The 20,414-nt window shown below is 36.0% G+C and carries 19 protein-coding genes and 2 pseudogenes; 8 read left to right on the top strand and 13 right to left on the bottom strand.

The features are described 5' to 3' along the window. Positions 1–19 precede the first annotated feature (19 nt). A complete protein-coding gene (locus G9Q29_RS12480) occupies positions 20–709 on the top strand; it encodes an SIMPL domain-containing protein (protein WP_166137820.1) in 690 nt (229 codons plus the stop codon). Positions 710–1,007: 298 nt separating this feature from the next. On the opposite strand, the gene G9Q29_RS12475 is transcribed toward G9Q29_RS12480, so the two are convergent. Further along, a complete protein-coding gene (locus G9Q29_RS12475) occupies positions 1,008–4,052 on the bottom strand; it encodes a DNA polymerase III subunit alpha (protein ID WP_166137817.1) in 3,045 nt (1,014 codons plus the stop codon). Between the two features lie 417 nt (positions 4,053–4,469). Continuing rightward, entirely contained in the window at positions 4,470–5,660 is a 1,191-nt protein-coding gene (dinB, locus tag G9Q29_RS12470) for a DNA polymerase IV (RefSeq protein WP_166137814.1), read from the bottom strand. Between the two features lie 84 nt (positions 5,661–5,744). On the opposite strand from dinB, the gene G9Q29_RS12465 reads away from it, so the two are divergent. The 3 genes from G9Q29_RS12465 (at position 5,745) to G9Q29_RS12455 (ending at position 8,738) form a co-directional block, all read left to right on the top strand. Next, positions 5,745–6,524 carry an XRE family transcriptional regulator gene (locus tag G9Q29_RS12465; protein ID WP_166137811.1) on the top strand — a complete coding sequence of 260 codons (780 nt, stop codon included), beginning with the start codon at positions 5,745–5,747 and terminating at the stop codon, positions 6,522–6,524. A gap of 60 nt (positions 6,525–6,584) precedes the next feature. Next, positions 6,585–7,979, top strand: coding sequence for an exonuclease domain-containing protein (locus G9Q29_RS12460; protein WP_166137808.1), 1,395 nt, complete (start codon positions 6,585–6,587; stop codon positions 7,977–7,979). 111 nt (positions 7,980–8,090) lie between these two features. Continuing rightward, positions 8,091–8,738 (top strand): SOS response-associated peptidase, encoded by a 648-nt coding sequence (locus G9Q29_RS12455; RefSeq protein WP_166137805.1) that lies wholly within the window; start codon positions 8,091–8,093, stop codon positions 8,736–8,738. Between the two features lie 542 nt (positions 8,739–9,280). On the opposite strand, the gene G9Q29_RS12450 is transcribed toward G9Q29_RS12455, so the two are convergent. From G9Q29_RS12450 to G9Q29_RS12430, 5 genes and pseudogenes are all read right to left on the bottom strand, one after another. After that, positions 9,281–9,604 (bottom strand): helix-turn-helix domain-containing protein, encoded by a 324-nt coding sequence (locus G9Q29_RS12450; RefSeq protein WP_099715361.1) that lies wholly within the window; start codon positions 9,602–9,604, stop codon positions 9,281–9,283. A gap of 314 nt (positions 9,605–9,918) precedes the next feature. Continuing rightward, a pseudogene (locus G9Q29_RS12445) lies at positions 9,919–10,230 on the bottom strand (heavy metal translocating P-type ATPase); the annotation flags it as partial. Positions 10,231–10,265: 35 nt separating this feature from the next. Continuing rightward, positions 10,266–11,924, bottom strand: coding sequence for a mercury(II) reductase (gene merA, locus G9Q29_RS12440; protein ID WP_132067384.1), 1,659 nt, complete (start codon positions 11,922–11,924; stop codon positions 10,266–10,268). An 81-nt stretch (positions 11,925–12,005) separates the two neighbouring features. Then, positions 12,006–12,638, bottom strand: coding sequence for a mercuric transport protein MerTP (gene merTP / locus G9Q29_RS12435; RefSeq protein ID WP_099715363.1), 633 nt, complete (start codon positions 12,636–12,638; stop codon positions 12,006–12,008). After that, the gene (locus G9Q29_RS12430; protein ID WP_099715364.1) at positions 12,635–13,015 is read right to left on the bottom strand and encodes an ArsR/SmtB family transcription factor; all 381 of its coding nucleotides are present in this window, start codon (positions 13,013–13,015) and stop codon (positions 12,635–12,637) included. The genes merTP and G9Q29_RS12430 overlap by 4 nt, the downstream gene beginning before the upstream one ends. A 489-nt stretch (positions 13,016–13,504) precedes the next feature. On the opposite strand from G9Q29_RS12430, the gene G9Q29_RS12425 reads away from it, so the two are divergent. The 4 genes from G9Q29_RS12425 (at position 13,505) to G9Q29_RS12410 (ending at position 15,460) form a co-directional block, all read left to right on the top strand. Then, the gene (locus G9Q29_RS12425; RefSeq protein ID WP_086452968.1) at positions 13,505–14,113 is read left to right on the top strand and encodes a c-type cytochrome; all 609 of its coding nucleotides are present in this window, start codon (positions 13,505–13,507) and stop codon (positions 14,111–14,113) included. Between the two features lie 285 nt (positions 14,114–14,398). Next, on the top strand, positions 14,399–14,761 hold the full coding sequence (locus G9Q29_RS12420) for a hypothetical protein (protein WP_225872941.1): 363 nt from the start codon (positions 14,399–14,401) through the stop codon (positions 14,759–14,761). Positions 14,762–14,826: 65 nt separating this feature from the next. Continuing rightward, positions 14,827–15,099, top strand: coding sequence for a DUF4136 domain-containing protein (locus G9Q29_RS12415; RefSeq protein WP_086452970.1), 273 nt, complete (start codon positions 14,827–14,829; stop codon positions 15,097–15,099). Beyond that, positions 15,086–15,460, top strand: a complete 375-nt coding sequence (locus G9Q29_RS12410) for a DUF4136 domain-containing protein (protein WP_086452971.1) — start codon at positions 15,086–15,088, stop codon at positions 15,458–15,460. Before G9Q29_RS12415 ends, G9Q29_RS12410 begins: the two co-directional genes overlap by 14 nt. Positions 15,461–15,629: 169 nt before the next feature. Here G9Q29_RS12410 and G9Q29_RS12405 read toward each other — a convergent pair whose 3' ends face one another. From G9Q29_RS12405 to G9Q29_RS12385, 6 genes and pseudogenes are all read right to left on the bottom strand, one after another. Further along, on the bottom strand, positions 15,630–16,073 hold the full coding sequence (locus G9Q29_RS12405; RefSeq protein ID WP_158234602.1) for a universal stress protein: 444 nt from the start codon (positions 16,071–16,073) through the stop codon (positions 15,630–15,632). Further along, a pseudogene (locus tag G9Q29_RS14905) lies at positions 16,073–16,165 on the bottom strand (heavy metal-binding domain-containing protein); the annotation flags it as partial. The pseudogene G9Q29_RS14905 and the gene G9Q29_RS12405, both read right to left, overlap by 1 nt. A gap of 45 nt (positions 16,166–16,210) precedes the next feature. Continuing rightward, a complete protein-coding gene (locus G9Q29_RS12400) occupies positions 16,211–16,633 on the bottom strand; it encodes a membrane or secreted protein (protein WP_099715366.1) in 423 nt (140 codons plus the stop codon). Positions 16,634–16,719: 86 nt separating this feature from the next. Then, a complete protein-coding gene (locus G9Q29_RS12395) occupies positions 16,720–17,067 on the bottom strand; it encodes a four-helix bundle copper-binding protein (protein WP_099715367.1) in 348 nt (115 codons plus the stop codon). A gap of 205 nt (positions 17,068–17,272) precedes the next feature. Next, positions 17,273–19,864: a multicopper oxidase domain-containing protein gene (locus tag G9Q29_RS12390; RefSeq protein WP_166137802.1), complete on the bottom strand. Its 2,592-nt coding sequence runs from the start codon at positions 19,862–19,864 to the stop codon at positions 17,273–17,275. Between the two features lie 39 nt (positions 19,865–19,903). Further along, positions 19,904–20,389 (bottom strand): DUF305 domain-containing protein, encoded by a 486-nt coding sequence (locus tag G9Q29_RS12385; protein ID WP_225872940.1) that lies wholly within the window; start codon positions 20,387–20,389, stop codon positions 19,904–19,906. Positions 20,390–20,414 lie beyond the last annotated feature (25 nt).

Below are 20,414 nucleotides of genomic sequence, written 5' to 3'. Positions count from 1 at the left end.
ACAACTAAAATAGCATATCATGAAAAAAGCACTTACCATTTTATCCGTATTCTTTCTATCATTTGCGCAAGCGCAGGAAACAAAACAAATTCCGCAAATTAGCGCTAACGGCGAAGGAAAAGTAAAAGTTACGCCTGATCAAGCCAGTATTTCGGTAACGGTTGAAACGAAGGGGAACAACGCAAAAGATGTAAAAAAACAAAATGACACGAAGATAGATGCGGTTTTAAAATTCATCAAAAAAATGAATGTAGCTCCAGCTGATTTTAAAACAGAGCGTGTAGCACTCAATCCGCAATACGATTACGAAAAAAAGAAACACAGCTACAATGCCACTCAAACTATCGTGATTTTGCTCCGTGATTTAGGTAAATACGATGAATTGATGGAAGGTTTGGTAAATGAAGGAATTAACAGAATTGATGCGGTTACTTTTCAGTCTTCAAAATTGGCGCAATACCAATCAGAGGCGCGTAAATTGGCTATGAAAGATGCCAAGTTAAAAGCGGAAGATTATGTATCTGTATTGGGTCAAAAAGTAGGTAAAGCATTGACAATTACTGATAATTCACAAACCTATTATCCGCAACCGATGTATGCCATGATGAGAAAATCAGAGGCTATGGATGTTAACGAGCCAAGAGAAACATTGGCCTTAGGCGAAATCACAATTACAGCTAATGTGATGGTTAGTTTTATTTTAGATTAAACAGATATTGTATACAAATTGAAAATCGGGATGGTCTACTATCCCGATTTTTTTGTTTGTAGTAATTTTTTTTAGGGCCTAATGTATTGGGTGCAATTGGTTTTTGAAGATAATTTTTCGTCTGTTCGTTTCTCTATAAAAAAATGGATTTAACCGTTCGATAAAAACTCAGGGCAAAAAAAAATTTTCAGTAAAAACGTAAGTTTATTAAGTTTTGGACTTAATTTTCTTAATTCTCTTAATGGTTTTTATCTTAGTTCGAGACAAATAAGGGAGTAAATGGTATGGGTTACGTTTATTAACTGCTTTTAAATCTAGGTAAATTAATTTCATGTGCTCTCGGATAAGGCGTTCTATTGGTACTGCTTACATCTTCTTTGATGCGTTGTTGGGCTAAAAATTGATGGTCTTTAGCATCAGAATATCTTGGGTCAGGTACAAAAGGCATTTTTGCCATTTTGCTAATCGTTAGTGTAGGGAAGTGGTAATCGACCTCTACAACGCCCAAAAGTAGGTAACAACCGCCTCCCTGAAACGGATATTGCTGTAAATTATCCGGAAAATGGGTGGTGTCAAAATAAGTACCTTCATGATCTATCCATGTGCCAAAAAACATCGTGCCACGTACCGTAGGAACCTGTTTTCGAGAAATAAGATAGGCTAGCATGCGGACTTCTTTTTTATGATATTGAAGTAAATGTTGGGCCATAACATTACCTCTGTAAGGACTTTGTAATAAATCGAAAGGTGTGCAAGAAACAGGAAAGCCTAATAATTCGATCTCGTCAAAAGCATCTTCAAAGAAGGAACGTTCTAGTTTAGGCAATTGAAATTCTTTGACAGCTTCTTGCAACAATAAAATTTGATGGTCTTGTGGTGCCGAGTTAAATAGCAAACTAGCCAGTATGAGGAGTTCGTTTTTGGTTTTGCCTGTGTCTCTAAAAGCGCCTATGAAGATTAATAATTTAAGACTTTCTAACCCAATTGAAACCCGATTACAAAAATCTTCTAATGAAAGATAATCGCCATTTTTGTCTCGTTCGGTTACAATTTCTTCGGCTAGTTTTGTGGGCAAACCTTGCATGTGCATGAATCCTAAATACACTTCTTTTTCATACAATGTTGTGGTAAATTCACTTTTATTCACGCAAGGATTATGAATCGTAGCGCCAGCCATTCGTGCTTCGTGTACATAAATTTCAGTTCTATAAAAACCACCTTGATTGTTGATTACGGCCACCATAAACTCAATAGGATAATATACTTTTAGATACAAACTCTGATAGCTTTCTACGGCATACGAAGCTGAGTGTGCCTTACAAAACGAATAGCCTGCAAACGATTCTATTTGACGGTAAATTTCCTGACTGAGTTTTTCGTCATGACCTTGTTTGGCGCAGCTCACGAAAAAATCATCTTTAATTTTTTGCAAAGCCGCCAAGGAACGCCCTTTGCCGCTCATTGCTCTACGCAAAATATCGCCATCGGCAGCGGGTAATCCACCAAAATGCAGTGCAATTTTGATGACATCTTCTTGGTACACCATAATTCCGTAGGTTTCACTTAATTGTTCTTTAAAAACGCTATGAAAATATTCAAATTGGTTGGGATGATTATGCCTAAAAATATACTCTTTCATCATACCCGATTTTGCTACTCCAGGCCGAATTATTGATGAAGCAGCGACTAAGGTTTTATAATTGTTGCATTGCAAACGTCGCAATAAACCACGCATAGCTGGACTTTCGATATAAAAACAGCCAATGGTTTTGCCTCTTGCCAAATACGTATTGGCGGTGGCTTCATTTTTAGAAATGCTGGTGTCTCTAATATTAATTCGGATACCTCTGTTTTTGGCTACGAGTTTTACCGTATCGTCAATATGACCAATGCCACGCTGACTCAAAATATCGAACTTTTCAAACCCAATTGATTCGGCCACATACATATCAAATAGCACAATAGGAAACCCTTTTGGAGGCATTTCTAGAGGCGTATAATTAGTAATGGGTTCTTCAGAAATTAAGACTCCACATGAGTGCATGCTGCGTTGATTAGGATATTTTTCTAGCAACATACCGTATTCTTGTACTTCTTTGACAATGCTATTGCTTTGTTGCAAACGCATAGGATTTTTAGCTAAATGATCGAGTTCTTCTTTGGGTAAACCAAAAACTTTTCCCACTTCTCTAAAAATAGAACGGTATTTAAACTCCACATTGGTTCCACAAAACGCAACATTTTCGTACCCATACCGATTAAAAATATATTCTAAAATGACATCGCGTTCTTGCCAACTCCAATCGATGTCAAAATCAGGAGGACTTTTTCTGTTTTCGTTCAAAAAACGTTCAAAATATAGGTCGAGCTCAATGGGGCAAATGTCTGTGATTCCTAAACAATAGGCAATAATCGAGTTGGCACCGCTGCCGCGACCAATGTGCAAAAAACCACGGCTGTTACTGTAGCGAATAATGTCCCAAGTAATCAAGAAATAGCCGCTAAACTGCAATTCGTCAATTACTTTTAATTCTTTTTGCACTCTAGCTAAGGCAACAGTATCGTTTTTTCCGTAGCGCCAATGCAGGCCTTGATGCGCTAATGTGGTTAGCAGTGCGATATCACTTTCTTGAGAATTGGTGTAGTATTTTTTGTTCTTTGGGGTTTCAAAATCAAATTGAAAATCGCAACTATCGATGAGCGCTTGCGTTGTGGCAATGATTTGCGGGTAATCCTTATAAGCAGCAAGCAAGCGGTCTTGATTGACCATCATTTCGTAAGGCGTTGCTACATCTGTTTCTTGCAGTTTTGAGAGTAAGGTGTTGGTGTCAATGGCGCGCAAAATTTGATGCAAGCGGTATTCTTTTTTAGTTCTAAAAGTTACGGGTTGCAGGATTACTATTTTGTCCAGATTACCTCTGTAGCCAAATAACTTTCCTACTTCTTCGGGGCGAATGCCGATATATTCGTTCGTTTTTAAGGTTGTTGGCGCATTCGCAAAAGCGTAAATAATCACTACCGATTCCATTTCAGGAGCGATAGTAGGTAATGGAATATTTTTAAAATTATGATGTGTCAAAAACTGATTCATAGCTGCCAATCCGCGAGTGTTTTGGGCTAGGCCAATATATTTGAATTCGTTATTGGTGCGAAAATCGATTCCTACCAAAGGTTTAATGTTTACTTGATTACAGGCTGTTATGAAATCATAAATTCCGGTCACGGTATTAATATCAGTGAGCGCCATAGCCGTAACGCCAGATTGAACCGCTTTATTGATGAGGTCCTCTAGCGGAATCGTTCCGTAGCGCAAGGAATGGTACGAATGGCAATTTAAGTACATACGGTTTTGTAATTTTAGTAATTAACTTTTAATCTCTTGAAGCTCTAGTTCGTTATTTTTTCACCACAGATTTCATAGATTTTCACAGATTTTTGGTCGTCTAAATTTGTATTCTATTTTATTAATACATCTAGGGTTTTGTACCGAGATAGTTTACGGATGATTTTTGCAAGGTTGATCACTTTTCTGCCGAAGTATCAGGAAGAAAAGTATATCGATAACAAGAAGAAATTATTAAAATACTTCTTGATACATATCACTTAGAGTAGCGGAGCAAATCGAGAAGTTTTGTTCCGTTTTACTTCACAAAAAACACTCGAACTGACAGATCTTTTAATCACTATCAACTATTTGAATAGTAGATAAATCGCTTCTTTTAGATTAGTGATGAACATTTTACCACTCATCATTCACAATTTACTTTTCACTTTTCACCCTCTTCAAAATAACATCCTTCGTATTGGGTTTTATGGCTGCACCGGCGCAACGCATAACCGCATCAAATCCGTAGCGGCTTTTCATTTTATCCATGGCGGCATAAAGCGAGAGCATTTCTTGCGTATCTTCAAAAAGATCAATTTGGTAGGTGCCTCGAACGAGTCCGCTAAATCGAACCCCAACGAGACGTAAACGCATCCTTCGATGATACAAGCTTTCAAACAGACTGAGTACCTTTTGCGTAAGCGCATGATCGGCGGAGGTGTATTGAATTTTGCATTGTTTGGTTTCGGTGTCAAAATTGGCATACCGAATTTTAACAACTACAGTCGAGGTAAGCCATTGTTCAGAGCGCAATTGAAAGGATAGTTTTTCGACCATGCCACACAAAACAGATTTTAGTTGTGCCATATCGATGGTATCTTGTACAAAAGTGTGTTCAGTAGCTATGGATTTACGTTCGGTATACGGTTCAACGGGATTGTGGTCAATGCCATTGGCTTTTTTCCAGATTTCGATTCCGTTTTTACCAATCATGCGTTGTAAGACTTCAGCAGGCATTTCGGCAAGAGTTTGTATGGTTCGAATGCCAATACGTGATAAGGTTTGAAACGTGACATCGCCTACCATGGGGATTTTTTGTATAGATAACGGATTCAAAAAATGCCGAACCTGATCTTCTGGAATGTCTAAGTGGCCTTTGGGTTTGCCCTCGCCGGTACCAATTTTGGAGACTGTTTTGTTGATAGAAAGTGCAAAACTGATAGGTAATCCCGTCTCTTTGACTACGCGTTGTGCCAACTCATTGGTCCATTGGTAGCAACCATAAAACCGATCCATGCCGGTAATGTCTAGGTAAAATTCGTCGATACTGGCTTTTTCCATAATAGGCGCTTTTTCCTGAATCACCTCGGTCACGGTATGTGAGAGTTGTGAGTAGCGCTCCATGTCGCCTTTTATTACTTTGGCTTGTGGGCAAAGTTTGAGCGCCATAGCAGTTGGCATTGCGGAGCGCACTCCAAAACGTCGAGCTTCATACGAGCAGGAGGCCACCACACCGCGATCGCCACCACCAATAATAAGCGGAATCCCTTCTAGTTGCGAGTTGTTCAAGCGTTCACAGGAAACAAAAAAAGTATCTAAATCCATATGTACAATTGCACGTGCCATTTCCTTTTATTTTAGATTACAAAATTAGCACAGATGGTAACATTTTTTATTATATTTGTTGTTCCAAATTATAACAAAATAGTTATGTCGTTATTTTCAGACAATATCAGAGCCTTGCGAGTAAAGCACAAAATTTCGCAAGAAAAAGTAGCCGAAAGCCTTATGATTACTAGGGGTAGGTATGTAAAATACGAAGATGGAACTTCAGAAGCGCCGTATGAAATTTTAAAAAAAATAGGGCAGTATTACCAAATTAGTATTGATTTGTTGCTCTCTGTTGATATTCGGAAAATTGAGGTAACTGATTTGTTAAAACTCGAAAATAACCGCCTTATTTTGCCTATTCAAGTCGATCAAATGGGTGAAAACCGTATAGAAGTAGTCACTCAAAAAGTAAAAGCAGGATACTTAAACGGATATGCTGATCCGGAATATATCGAGCAATTGCAACAAATTTCGTTACCATTTTTAGGGGTGGGCAAATACCGTGGTTTTCCGGTTGAGGGCGACTCGATGCCACCGCACCAAGATGGGGATATTATTGTAGGCAGTTATGTAGAGCAATTGGGCGAAGTACTAGATGGGAAAACCTATATTTTTATCACCCGAAGCGAAGGTATGGTGTACAAACGACTCAACAAAAATAAAAAGAACGCCTTAGTAGTGGCTTCGGATAATTATTTTTATCCGCCTTACGAAATTAAAGCCTCAGATATTCTTGAAATTTGGGAATACCAGTGTAGCATTTCTAAAAACGACCAACGCACAGAGTTGTTAGAAAGTGATGCGATCAAAAATATGTTTGTAGAATTAAAAAGAGATTTAGCCGAAGTAAAAAACAGTATTGGCTTAACAAATAGTTAGACTAGTATCAGAGTACAGCTTACCTTTTTAACCCAAAAAAACAAAACAGTACCTACAAAAATGAAACAACAAGAATACGCTATAGTCGATATTGAAACCACAGGCGGCAATGCCAGTCACAGTCGTATTACCGAAATAGCCATTATCATACATGATGGTACGCAAGTAATTGAGCGCTGGGAAACCTTGGTTAATCCGCAAAAATACATACCGGATGCTATTTTTGCTCTAACCGGAATTACCAACGAAATGGTGCAAGATGCGCCTAGTTTTGAAACCATATCTAACACGGTTTTTGAATTACTATCTGATAGGATTTTTGTGGCGCATAACGTAAATTTTGATTACTCATTTGTAAAACATGAGTTAGAGCGTGCCGGTTTGCCTTGGAATGCTAAAAAATTGTGTACCGTACGAGCGGCCCGCAAGATCAAGCCAGGATTGCCTTCCTACAGTTTGGGGCGTTTGTGTACCTCGCTAGGAATTGATTTAGAGAATAGACATAGAGCAGGAGGAGATGCCGATGCAACCGCTATTTTATTCACCAAATTATTAGCCTGGGATACGGAGCAGGAAATGGGTAAAATGATCAAAAAGACAGCGCAAGACCAGCGATTACCACCCAATTTGCCACGCGAAGATTTTGAGCAATTGCCTGAAAAACCTGGAGTGTATTATTTTTATGATGAACATAAAAAAGTAATTTATATTGGTAAGGCATTGAACCTAAAAAAACGTGTAGCATCGCATTTTACAGGTCATAAAATTACGCCTCAGCGACAGCATTTTTTACGAGATATTTACGCTATTAGCTACGAGCTTTGCGGTACTGAACTCATGGCGTTGTTACTCGAATGTAGCGAAATAAAGCAATTATGGCCCGTATACAATAAGGCATTAAAGCGTTTTGAACCCAAATTTGGATTGTTTGAATACGAAGCCAGAAACGGTTACCGTTATTTGGCCATTGGAAAATTGACCAAAAGTCAAACCTGCTTAGAAACTTTTGACACGCTTTACGAAGGCATACAAGTATTGCAGGAACTCAGTAAGAAATTTGAAATTGACCAACGTTTTTGTAAATACGGCAGCATGAGCGAGGATGTTTTTACAAAAACGGTAGCTGTTACTGAATTACCTGATTTGGATATTCATAACGATCAAATACAGGAAGCTTTGGATTTTTATACCAATAGCAGACCTAGTTTTGCTATTATCGATGCTGGACGAACGCCGCAAGAACGCAGTTGTATTTGGGTCGAAAAAGGACATTTTTACGGTATGGGTTACCTTGATACTGATATTGTAATTCATGATGCTACACAGGTTAAGGAGTATGTTACACCTTATAAATCGAATCAATATATCAGGCAGCTTTTATTTGCCTACGCACAAAAATACCCACGTAAGGTAATGTTGGCGCAAAGGAACGACTCGCTAGTTTTTGAAGAGTAAAAAACGATAGTTTTCGATGCATTCTTTTGGTAAAAACGAGCGTATTCTTTTGCTCGAGGATTCAGTATATTTGTTCTGATGTTATTTTTTTGTATTTCATAAAGTAAAGCCATGTGTTTTCATACTATTCAAAACAAACTCTCCAAACAAATTGAAAAGCGTTTTAATGCAAAATTCAAGGACAAACACGAGTTTGCACCACAAGAACATTACAATGGTTTTACTTTTCCTAAAACGCCTATAATTACAAACACAGATCCTACGGTTATTGAACATTATCATTGGGGCCTTGTTCCGAGTTGGTCTAAGGACGATACAATCAAAGCATCAACCTTAAATGCTCGTATTGAAACTGTAAAAGAGAAACCTTCTTTTAAAGAAATTTTACAACAACGCTGCTTGGTCCTTGCCAATGGTTTTTATGAATGGCAATGGCTTGACAGTAAAGGAAAAAACAAAGTAAAATATCAAGTCGGAATTGCCAATGACGAACTCTTTTCTTTTGCAGGCCTTTATTCGCATTGGAAAGACGCTCGTACGGGTGAAATTAAAAATACCTATACGATTTTGACCACCGAAGCCAATCCGTTAATGGCCGAAATTCACAATCATAAAAAGCGCATGCCGATCATTTTAAATCCTGAAGATGAAGACAAGTGGTTGAACCAAGAACCGATTATTTCTTTTGCTTTTCCATACACCGCACCTTTTGTAGCTACTAAAATTACAACAGGCGAGGAGCCTTGGTTGTTGTTTTGAATTTGTCTTTTGTTACTTGCGGAGAAAAATTAATTCGATGTGAAAATCGGCGCATAAAATTTATCAGCGATGATTATCTGAACGAAACGAATTCTCCCTGCCCCTGATAGCAACGAAAAGCCCGCAAGGGTAGGAGTCCAATAAAGACAAAACCCAAAACAGCGACCAACGGAAGCTCGTTTTGGGTTTATGTTTTTAAGGCGATTCCCGCGGACTTGCAGTGAATAGCAGGAATGGGCAGCCAAAACACTGGGAGTAAGGTGATGCTGGAAATTACTTCCCGATACAGAAAATAACTTTCCTTACTTTAATAGAGTTTTAAACTTCAGTGGTACAATTATGGTACAATTTAAAGCAAAATATCGCAAAATAAAACAAAGATATCCTTATCAAGATAACATAACTCATGGGAGTTGTTTATACAAAAATAGTTATAAACTTTGAATATTGATTATAACACTGACATAAAAAAAAACTAAGTGATGTATGATTAGAGTACTTATAGATGGAGGTTAAAAAGTAAAAGGTCAAAAATCTAAATATTAGATTTTTGACCTTTTTTCAATATCATTTTGGATTTCTAAATAAGTTTTTACCCGACCTGACTTAATCCATTTCATTAACTCATGTCTATAAAAATAAATACGTTTACCTTGTTTATTAACTGGGATTTCCCTTTTACATACTTTACTATAGATTGTTGATACCGATAGATCTAAAAGTTTTGATGCTTCTTGAATGTTTAGAACTTCTTCTTTATTTTCTTCTACATTAGAGATTCTTATAATAAGTTTTTCCAAATGCTCTAATTTATCATGAATTTTGTTCATCATTACGGGTATTTGGTCGAAAGTAAATGGCTTCATGGCGATCTGTTATTTAAATCTCATGTAAAAGTATTTAATACCAACATTGGAGATAATACATGTCCTTTAAAGGGGGAGTTTGGCTTTTAATTTCCAATGATTACTGGTTAAAGGACTATAAGAAATCTAATCCATTAAGGAGAAATGTTGGTTCGAACTGTTCGGTCAAGTAGCCCCGTCCAAACAAATGTCGAACTATTTTATTGAAGATTTGGAAAAATTAGAAAATATTTCCAAGTAAGTATTTCGAATTTAAGTTATAGATTCAATCCTTGATTCATGTTAATAATTAATTGTAAAATAGCTATACCAAATTAAAACTTCATTCGCTGTATTCTAACTGCATTCAAAATAGCTAATAAAGCCACACCAACATCGGCAAAAACAGCTTCCCACATGGTGGCTAAACCTCAGGCACCAAGAACCATTACAATTGCTTTTACTGTGAATGCCAACCCAATGTTTTGCCAAACGATTTGTTTTGTTTTTCTACCAATATTTATTGCTGTAAAAATTTTCGTGGGCTGGTCGTTTTGAATAACAATGTCGGCAGTTTCGATAGTGGCATCGCTTCCTAAATCTCCCTTGGCAATTCCTGCATCGACCAAAGCGATTACTTGTGCATCATATAGAATTGTAGTCGCGTTTTTCATATTAAAATTTAACTAGCACAACAGCTCAATTTGGCAACATCTTTTCCGAAAGTGATGGCTGCTAGTTTTATGCCTTCGCCTAATGTTAAATAAGGATAAAAACTTTCTGCCAATTCTTTTACGGTTATATTATACTTGATAGCCATACTCAATTGCTGAATGAGTTCGCCACCTTCGGGAGCAACAATTCTAGCACCAATCAATTTATCGGTTTCGGTATTTCGTATTAATTTGATAAATCCTCTTGTGTCATTGGCTGCAATAGCTCTTGGAACGTTATTTAATTCTAATTTGCTTACTTCAAAAGGAATGTTTTGGACTTCTGCCTGTGCTTCGTCCAATCCTGCTCCTGCTACTTGTGGATCGGTAAAAACTACCCAAGGCAAGGAAGAATAATCGGCTTCATTATTGGCTCCCGTAAAAGCATTTTCTACGGCAATTTTACCTTCAAAGGCTGCCGTGTAAACAAATGCAGGCGTGTTGGTAACATCGCCTACTGCATAGATGTTAGGTAAATTGGTTTCCATTTTTTCGTTAACCAAAATGTGCCCTGTTTTAGCAAGTTCCAAACCAATATTTTGCAATCCTAATTTTTGCATATTGGGTGTTGTGCCAGATGCCACTACAACTTTTCCTTTTTCGATAATTTGTGTAAAAGAACCGTCAGGGCATTTGCAATGGATAATGGTTTCATTTCCTTTTTTATCAAATTTTACTGCTCTAAAATTTGGCAGGATTTCTATACCTTCGTTACGCATTTGTGTTTCCAAGGCTTCACTGATGTCGGGCGTTTGTGTTCTCAACACACGATCAGTAAACTCGATGATACGCACTTTTACGCCCAAACGATTGTAAGCCATAGCAATTTCTAAACCAATATAACCAGCCCCCATAATGGTCATGCTTTCGGGTTTTTCTTCTAAATCAAAAAGCGAAACGTTGGTAAGAAAACCTACTTCGTTTAGCCCTTCAATAATTGGAATATTGGTAGTTGCTCCTGTGGCAATGATAAATTTTAGAGCCGTATATTTTACTTTACCATCGACCACAATGGTTTTAGTATCTAAAAATTCTGCCCAACCCGTTAGCATTTTCAGGTTATGAAAATCACTTACCACGTCCATATATTTTTTCTTCTGGAGCGTGGCTACCAATTGTTTTTTGTCTTTAATTACTTGAGCAAAATCTATAGCAACACCTTTGGGTTTGATGCCCGAAAAATTGGAATGTGTTGCGTGATAAGCTGTTTCCGCTGCACGAATAAGGGTTTTAGAAGGGACACAACCTACGTTTACACAAGTTCCGCCAAAGTCTAAACCACCGTTTACCATTAAGGTCGATAATCCTAAACTTTCGGCCTTTATAGCTGCCGAAAATGCCGCCGAACCACCACCGATGATAATTAAATCGAAGTGGTTTGCGTTTGTATTACAACATTTAGTTTCAGCAGTATGAGCTACTTTATAATTTTTTGTGCTGTTAATAGTATTGATAATTTCTTCTTTACTAGTTTTAGAAGGGTCGAAAGAACATTCGCAACTGCCGTTTTGATAACTCACTTTTACTTCTGTTACTCCTTCATTTTTGGTAAGCATTTTTTCAATGCCTGTGGCACAATGGTCGCAGGTCATTCCTGCGATATCGAGTTTTATATTTTCTGTTTTCATTTTCTTATTTTAATTAAATGCTTAATAATAGAGTCAAAAAAATTATTTGCAACCGTTTAGACCACAAACGTGTCCAGTTTGTCAGTGTGGAGGATTTACGGATGTTGGTACTTCTCCTGATACTTTGTAACCTGTGGTATTAATAGCTTTTATGATAGCCTCTTTGTTCGTTTTACTATTGTCAAATTTTACAACTGCGATTCCTTCGTTGCTATTAGCAGAAACGGTTACAATTCCCGGTAATTTGTTTATTTCATTTTTAACGTGATCTTCGCAACTGGCACAAGTCATTCCACTCACATTAAATTTTACTTCTTGTATATTATCAGAAGAAACAACAATTAGCTGTTTGTCCGCTTTTGGATAAAAAACTTGTCCATAGTATGGGAAAGCCATCATTAAAAAAGTAAACACCGTTACAATGCCTAAAAACTTTTTAGTTTTCACAAATGGTATTTTATCCTCTTCTTCACAAGTACATTGTATTTCTTCGGTCGTTCGTGGTTTTAGTTTTTGAGTCCAAGCAAAGCCCAATACCAAAACAGTTATTCCAATTAAGTAAGGGCGAAAAGGTTCTAACCACGAGAACGTTGATGCTACGCCAGAAGCTCCAGAAATAAGAGCTAAAACGGGCGTTATGCAACAAAGTGATGCTGTCACTGCTGATAAAATACTTGCTACAGCAAGTTTTCCTGATTTTGAATTTGTGTTCATATGAGTTCTAAATTTGAATTTTGACTAATAATGTATTTAAAAAAGGGACGAAGTATTTGTAATTGTTCTGATTTTAGAGAATAAAAAATAGTTTGGCCAGACCGTCTTGCTTCAATAACATTTCCGTCTTTCATTTTGCGTAGATGTTGTGAAACGGCAGGAATACTCATTTCTAAAATATCGGCAAGGTCGCAAGGACAAAGTTCATTTTCTTCTTCAAGAAGAAACATTATTTTTAGTCGTACTTCATTGCCAGCTAATGCTAATAAACCACTCAATTGTTCAAAAGCGTTGCTGTTATTTTCTAATTTGTTTTTACAGGTATTGATTTGATTTTTATCAGCCAAAACTCTTATACACGTTTGATTATTGTCCATTGTTGTAATTGTTTAAATTGAATACTAAACAAATGTAGTTAATTGTTTTATTATTTAAGCAAATGCTTAAATAATAAAAATAAGTTTAACATTTTACTTTGAAATGAATACTTCAATTTTTAAAGTAAATGATTTAGTATTGCTTTTCATTCAAACTGTACTCAAATTACCATCGGTAAATACTTTGACTTGAGTCATTATAAGCATTGACAAAGTGTTATTAGAGAGAGGTGACGGTAATGGCAGGATGGAAAGATCCTAAAACTCGTAATCGTTTTATGAAGTTAATCATTCCTACAGCATGATATATATTATTTATTTGTGGAAATAAAAAAATAAAAAATTCCAAGTTACATACTTAAATAAATCGTAAATTTATATTAAATCACTGAAGAATAGTGTTTTATATCTAATTCAAGTGTTTTTTAGTAAAAAGTATCGAGAATTTGTATTTCGTTGATGGTTTAATTTAAAAACTAAAACAGAACTATGAAAAAATCTAAACAATATGGTGAGTTCTTCAGTCACACTCTGTGTAAACTGCTCCGAACTGCCAAAATCGAGTTTGTAATCATTACCGCATTGATGTATGCACTGCTGATGCTTACTTCTTGCCGAAATTCCGAAAAAAACCAAGAACAAATTGAACAGAACCACCCTCAACAAAAGGGAGAAGAAAATGACAACTATGGACATAGTGGGCATTCACAACAAATGAATGAAACGCGCAAATGGTTAAAACAGGAATTGGGCGAAAAATATAATCAGTCCGTATCTCTCGGCACAGAGGAACAACTTGCACAAGGTAAAGACATATTCACAAAATATTGTCTTACTTGTCATGGAAGTGGCGGTAAAGGCGATGGTCCTGGAGCAGCAACATTACAACCAAAGCCAGCCGATTTTACTGACCCTGAACATTCATCATTTTATTCAGATCAGGGGCGAATATACCTCATAAAAAAAGGAATGAAGGGAACTGCAATGGCAGCATGGGAAAACATTTTAAGCGAAGAAGAAATCCTTTCGGTTTATGTTTATGTAAATTCTCTGAAAAATTCAGGCGAAATGATGGAACACCAAGGGCAAAATCATTAGGAAAATGAATGAAAAAAACATAAATAATTCAAATGATAATAACCGATTCAGAAAAGCAATTACATACAAATATATTTCGCAATTAAGCAAAAAGTAATGGCAAAAATTCTAAAAACAGTATGGATATGCACTATAGTATTACTACTATGGAGCTTTTCAGCTAAGGCACAGCAAAGATACCGAACCCGGGAAGGAAGTATAGAGGTTATTGGCTCGTACAGAGATTCCATAATAATAGCCTATAGCAATCGTTTGTTTGTTTTAATCAATTATGAAACTGCTGTAATGGAACTAACGTTTAATCCAGCTATTTTACGTACTAAAACAGATTCATTGAATGTGAAGCTTATCAACTCAAACATGGGGCAGGTAGTCCTGAAAGGACAACTGAACATTCCTTACGTGGAGACATTACAACATCCAGATCACAAACTAAATTTTGAAGCTGAGTTGCATTTGAATGGAAAGGCGAAAAGAATATATATAAACGGATTGCTTATACACATTGCAAGTAACGAAACCATTTCCTGTTTACTTACACTCAACTTTAAATTGCGTTTAAGTGATTTTGGGATCGATTTGCCAGAAGGATGGAACAATGAAATAACGATACAAATTTTTCAGACTGTACTTAAGAAATCAAACTAATGAAATCCATTCAAATCAAATAACAATAGCTTCACTAAGAAAGTGTTGCATAAAAAAATAGAAACATGAAAACACATAGAAAATTATTTAACTATTTAATTGGTCTTCTTTTCCTCGCTATTGCCGGATGCGGGGTTTATACGAAAATCACTTCCGATTATGATCGCAGTGTTGATTTTACAAAATACAAAACGTTTGCGTGGCTACCGAATAAAGACACAGCTCAAGGCGAATACAATAATCAGATTATTCGCAACAATACACGCAACTATTTCACTCATTGCATGGGAGAGAGAGGATACAAAATAAGCATTGATACACCGGATGTTTTTTCTTGACTTAGTTATCACTGCCGTTAAAAAGGAGAAATCAGTCAGTACTCCTGGTTACACTTATCCTTCGGGTTGGTATTATCACAACCCCTATTACTATCATTATCCCAGCAATCACTATTACCTCCATCACTATAATTACAACTATACCACTTATGTAACCCAAAAGGTCGAATATACAGAAGGCGCAATCACGCTGAATATAATTGACAGGAAACTGAATAAACTTGTATGGACAGGAACTGCTAAAGGGGATTTATATGACCCATCTTATATTGGGGATAACTTACATCCTGCTGTGTATGACATTCTTGATAATTATCCCATAAAACCTATTAATGGACACAAGCGTCCGAAAAAAAATTAGATTCTCTATTGGTAATGAATTAAACAACAGACCAAGAAAAATTAATGAATATAAATCTTTTTCACAATATATTTTCAGTAACGAACTTACATTAGGTTCTTAAATCTAACAGTAAGTTCAATAATACCGTACTACAAAATGGAAATGTGTTTGTCCATTGTTAAGTTTTTTATTTACGAACAATTTCTACCGAACATTTTGCATGTAACGCAACTGAATGCGAAACAGAGCCTAAAACAAAACGCTCGATTGCTCCATATCCGTGTGAACCAACTATAATCAAATCGGCTTTAAATTTTTCGGCTTCGTTAAGTATTACACTTTTTGGTGAACCTGCAACTATTTTTGTGGTTACTAACAGATTTGGATTTTTATTTTCAAGAATTTCGGCTGCACTTTTTGCATTTTTTTCTGCATTTTTAAATGCGTTTTCATCAAATTTCGCATTGTATTCGTGAGAAACACCCATTGGTTCTAAAGTGTTTAAAATGGAGGTAATTTCATATGCGGCAAGAATGCACACTTCGGTTTTGGGCGGAAATGGCCTGTTGGCAATTTCATTAATTGCTGTTTTACTATATTTTGAACCATCGGTTGCTAGTAGAATTTTCATTCTTTTTTCTCCATTAAATTCATTCCGCATTTGGGACATTTTCCGGGTTTATCCGAAGTAACTTCTGGGTGCATGGGGCAGGTATACGTTTTTTGAGTTTCCATTTTTTTTATATTTTAATGTTGTTTGTATTTGTATTATTTGGACATATCCATATTTTTATCCATTCCAGTCATTTTGTGTGATTGCATTTTTTTATCATTCATCATATCCATCATTTTAGGATTATCCATCATCGATTTACACATTTCAGACATCATCGTAGTATCTGTTTTAGATGCTTCCATCATTTCGGTCATCATTCCTTTCATCATAGCTGGATTATCCTTCATCATTTTCATCATATTTTCGTGATTTGTCATCATCATTTTTCCTTTACTACTGTTCATCATTGCTTGCATCATATCTTTAGACATATCGCTATTGTTAGCAATAGTATCCATAATTGCCTTTTTTGTATCTGAATTTGAAAGAATTTGATTTACATCAGTTTTGGATTGGCACGATGTAAACAAACCAATCGATACAATAATTAATGTGATTTTTTGTAATGTTTTCATAGTTTATAATTTTGATTGTTTAAAATCTCTTAAATAATTCCTCTAAACGAAACTTTATTTAAGAGATTGAAATACTCACATTTTACTCATTTTACGGTGCTTAACTTACTCATATTACTGCACTCAACAGCACATTTTCGACAGGATTCCGCACAATTTTTGCAATGCTCCATGTGTGCATGTTTTTCACATTCTTCGGCGCAAGCTGTACAAATTTCGGCGCATAATTTGCAGATTTTTTCCGTAAACTCACTTCCGCTTGCCATAGCCTGCATTGCAAATAAACAAATAGCTGCACAATCATGATCTAGTTTTATGCAACGCGCTAACATTTTTACGTCTTGCTCATTCAAGCATTCACTTTCGCAATGCGAACATTCTACTGCACATTCTGAACATGCATCGATACAATCTTTAAATTTTTGATGACTCATCTTTTTTAAATTTAAATTGCGAATTAATTTTCGCAGTTTAAAGGTAGCTTTTTAACTTGAAAAAGTATTGTGAAATTCTAATAAAAATTATATAATTCACACATTATCAGGAATGTATATTGGTTTGTAAAAAATGTAATTGCAAAAAAAGGACGCTTGTCTTTTAGAACAAGCATCCTCCATACAAATTTGAAATTTGAGTTTCTTAATAATTAAAAGTAGCACCTAATCCCATTCCCATATCACTATCATAGTGTGTAGTGATTCCAAAGTTTCTTTTGACAATGTAGCGTAAACCTGCCATATATTCTTTGTCGGTATTCCACATTAAATTCATTCGTAGTCTTTTTGAAACTGGAATGTCTTTTCGTTCAAACTGTAAACGTACATTTCCGTCGGTAAAAACTTCGGCTTGAGCGACTATAAGCATTGGTAATGTGTAATTAACCCCTGCACTAAAAACAGCTCTGTTGTCTTTGGTATTGGTTTGCCCAAAAAGATTTCTTTCTTGATTGTCTATTCCCCCTTTTCTATATCTCCAATCAAAACCAATGAAAGGCATTAGCCATTGCATTTTACCAATATATCGACCTATGTGGGTTTCGGTTTCGTAACCGTGCATATCATTGTATCCTAATCTCCATTCTGTTCCAATACTCCAACGTGTACTTTGATACATAGCTTCTCCATCGTTTCCGTTTGTTGCAAAATCATTTTCTGCCATAAAGTGAAAAGCTCTATCGTCAGCAAACAATTTTCGTCGTGCTAATTTAGGATCTGGTATTTCGGGATTTGGTGCTTGGTTTTCATAACTAAAAACCCTGCCCATTCCGCTCATCATGTGATACAAAATATGACAATGGAAAAACCAATCGCCTTCTACATTGGCATTAAATTCGAATACATCGGTTTCCATTGGCATTATATCCACAACGTTTTTTAGAGGAGCATAATCCTCTTGACCATTTAATAGTCTAAAATCGTGACCGTGCAAGTGCATTGGGTGTCGCATCATAGAATTGTTGTGAATTGTGATGCGAACATTTTCGCCTTTTTTAATTAATATTTTATCCGCTTCGGAAACCACTTTGTTGTCTAAACTCCAAACATAACGGTTCATATTTCCTGTCAATTCAAATTTTAATTCTCTTACTGGTGCATCTTTAGGAAGTATCGTTTTAGTTGGCGATTTTAACATTGCATAATTTAAGGTAGTAATATCCGAAAGCGCATTACTATTATAATCGGCTTCGGTCATTTTCATATCCTTCATTTTTTTATCGCTTTTCTTTTTTTGTTCTCCGGTAATTTCTGGGTACATTACTACATTCATATCCATTTGATTGTAGGACATATTCATTCCCATATCGTCTAAATCGCCGTTCATTTTCATCATCCCATTCATCATTTTCATTCCCTCAAAATATTTAAGCTTGGGAAGAGGTGTAATAAGTTGTTTGATACCATCCCCAATAAAAGAAGAAGCTGAATACAATCTATCTTCGGTGGTGGCTAAAAATTCAAAAGCAGTTTTATCGGCAGGAATAGTAACTAGAACATCGTAAGTTTCAGAAACACCAACAATTAATCGATCTACTTCTACAGGTTCTACATCGTTACCGTCATTTGCAACTACCGTTATTTTTCCACCGGCATAAGTAAGCCAAAAATAGGAAGAAGCCCCACCATTAGATACGCGTAAACGTACTTTATCACCTGCTTTTAAAGGTTTTCCATCAATACTTTTCACATCCGTACTTTGCTTACCATTCATAAGGATTTTATCGTAAAATACATCGCTTACATCCATTGCATTCATCCTTTTCCATTCATTTTTTAATTTAACACCTAAATAACCTTGCTTTATGGCTTCTGTATAACTTTGGGTTGTTCCTTTTTTGATTGCTGGATAATCGTTTGCGTTGTGCAACATTCTATGTACATTTTTTGGATTTAGATCTGTCCATTCGCTCAATACTATAGGAACGGTTGGCAAATCATCAATACCCTTTCTAAAAGTTAGATCATCCGTTTTTTTATTCATAATAAATGAACCATACATTCCGATTTGTTCTTGCAATCCTGAATGGCTGTGGTACCAATGTGTTCCTTGTTGGATAATCGGAAATGTATATTTGTGTGTCGTGTTGGGCTTTATTGGCATTTGTGTTAAGTTTGGCACACCATCTTCTTTGTTAGGTAAAAACAAACCGTGCCAATGCAACGATGTTTCTTCATCCAGTTCATTATGTACATAAATTTCAGCGGTATCGCCTTCGGTAAATGTAAGTGTAGGCATCGGTATTTGTCCGTTTACAGCAATGGCTCTTTTAGGTTTACCTGTAAAATTTACGATGGTGTCTCGCACATATAAATCGTAACGCACTGTTCTTGGTGGTGTGTTGTTTTCAATTTTAGTTACGGTTTCTAGAGTTGCTTTTGTCATATCCATAATGCTCATATTATGATTTTGATGTGAAGCATTAGCATCCGTTTTCATATTGTCCATGCTACCCTTCTTTTCAGAAGTCTTTTTCATGGGAATTTGCATTTCATCATGCTTCTTCACCACCGTTTTTTTACCCGTTTTAGCTTTCTCCTTTATCAACGTCATTCCGCATTTAGGACATTTTCCCGGTTTGTCAGCGTGAATTTCGGGGTGCATTGAGCAGGTATACGTTGTGGGCTGCACCTTTTGCGCCTTTTCCTTTTTTGACATATCCATACCTTTCATATCCTGTGCATGGGCAAAGGAATAAATAGACATGATGAATATTAATACTATAATTTTTTTCATTTTTTTAAGTTTAAAATTGATTTACAAATTATTTTGGAGTTATTTATCTAATTCTTTAAGCTTTGCTTTCATTTGTTCAATTTCTGCCTGTTGGCTGGTAATAATATTTTTAATTAATTCCTTTATTTCAGGGTCGGTAACCGATGACTCTTTTCCCATTAATATTGCTGCGGCATGGTGTGGTATCATTGATTTTAAAAATTCTTTATCCCCAACTGCCGTCTGTTGCCTAATACCTGCAAAAAATAGAATCAAAGCAATAAAACCAGTGACAAGCAGTGAAATATTTAATTTCTTATTTCCATACATGCTACCCATCACTAGAAGTTCAATTATGAGCATCGGCATGGTCATCAGTCCAGCCATGTAAAATTGGTTTATATTGGGTATTACATTGGCAAAAACATCTACCATTGAATACATTAGTATGTACATCGCTATAAATGATAACACTATCATAATCGCTAATTTCTTGTACATAGTCAAACTTAATTCTTTTGAATGCTCTTCTGTTGTGTGTTTCATTGCCATAATTTTTTGATTTAAAATT

The sequence above is a fragment of the Flavobacterium turcicum genome (assembly GCF_011365745.1).
GTDB classification, from domain to species: Bacteria; Bacteroidota; Bacteroidia; order Flavobacteriales; family Flavobacteriaceae; genus Flavobacterium; species Flavobacterium turcicum.
The sequence above is the reverse complement of the archived record's forward strand: the minus strand, read 5'-3'. Positions and strand labels throughout refer to the sequence as shown.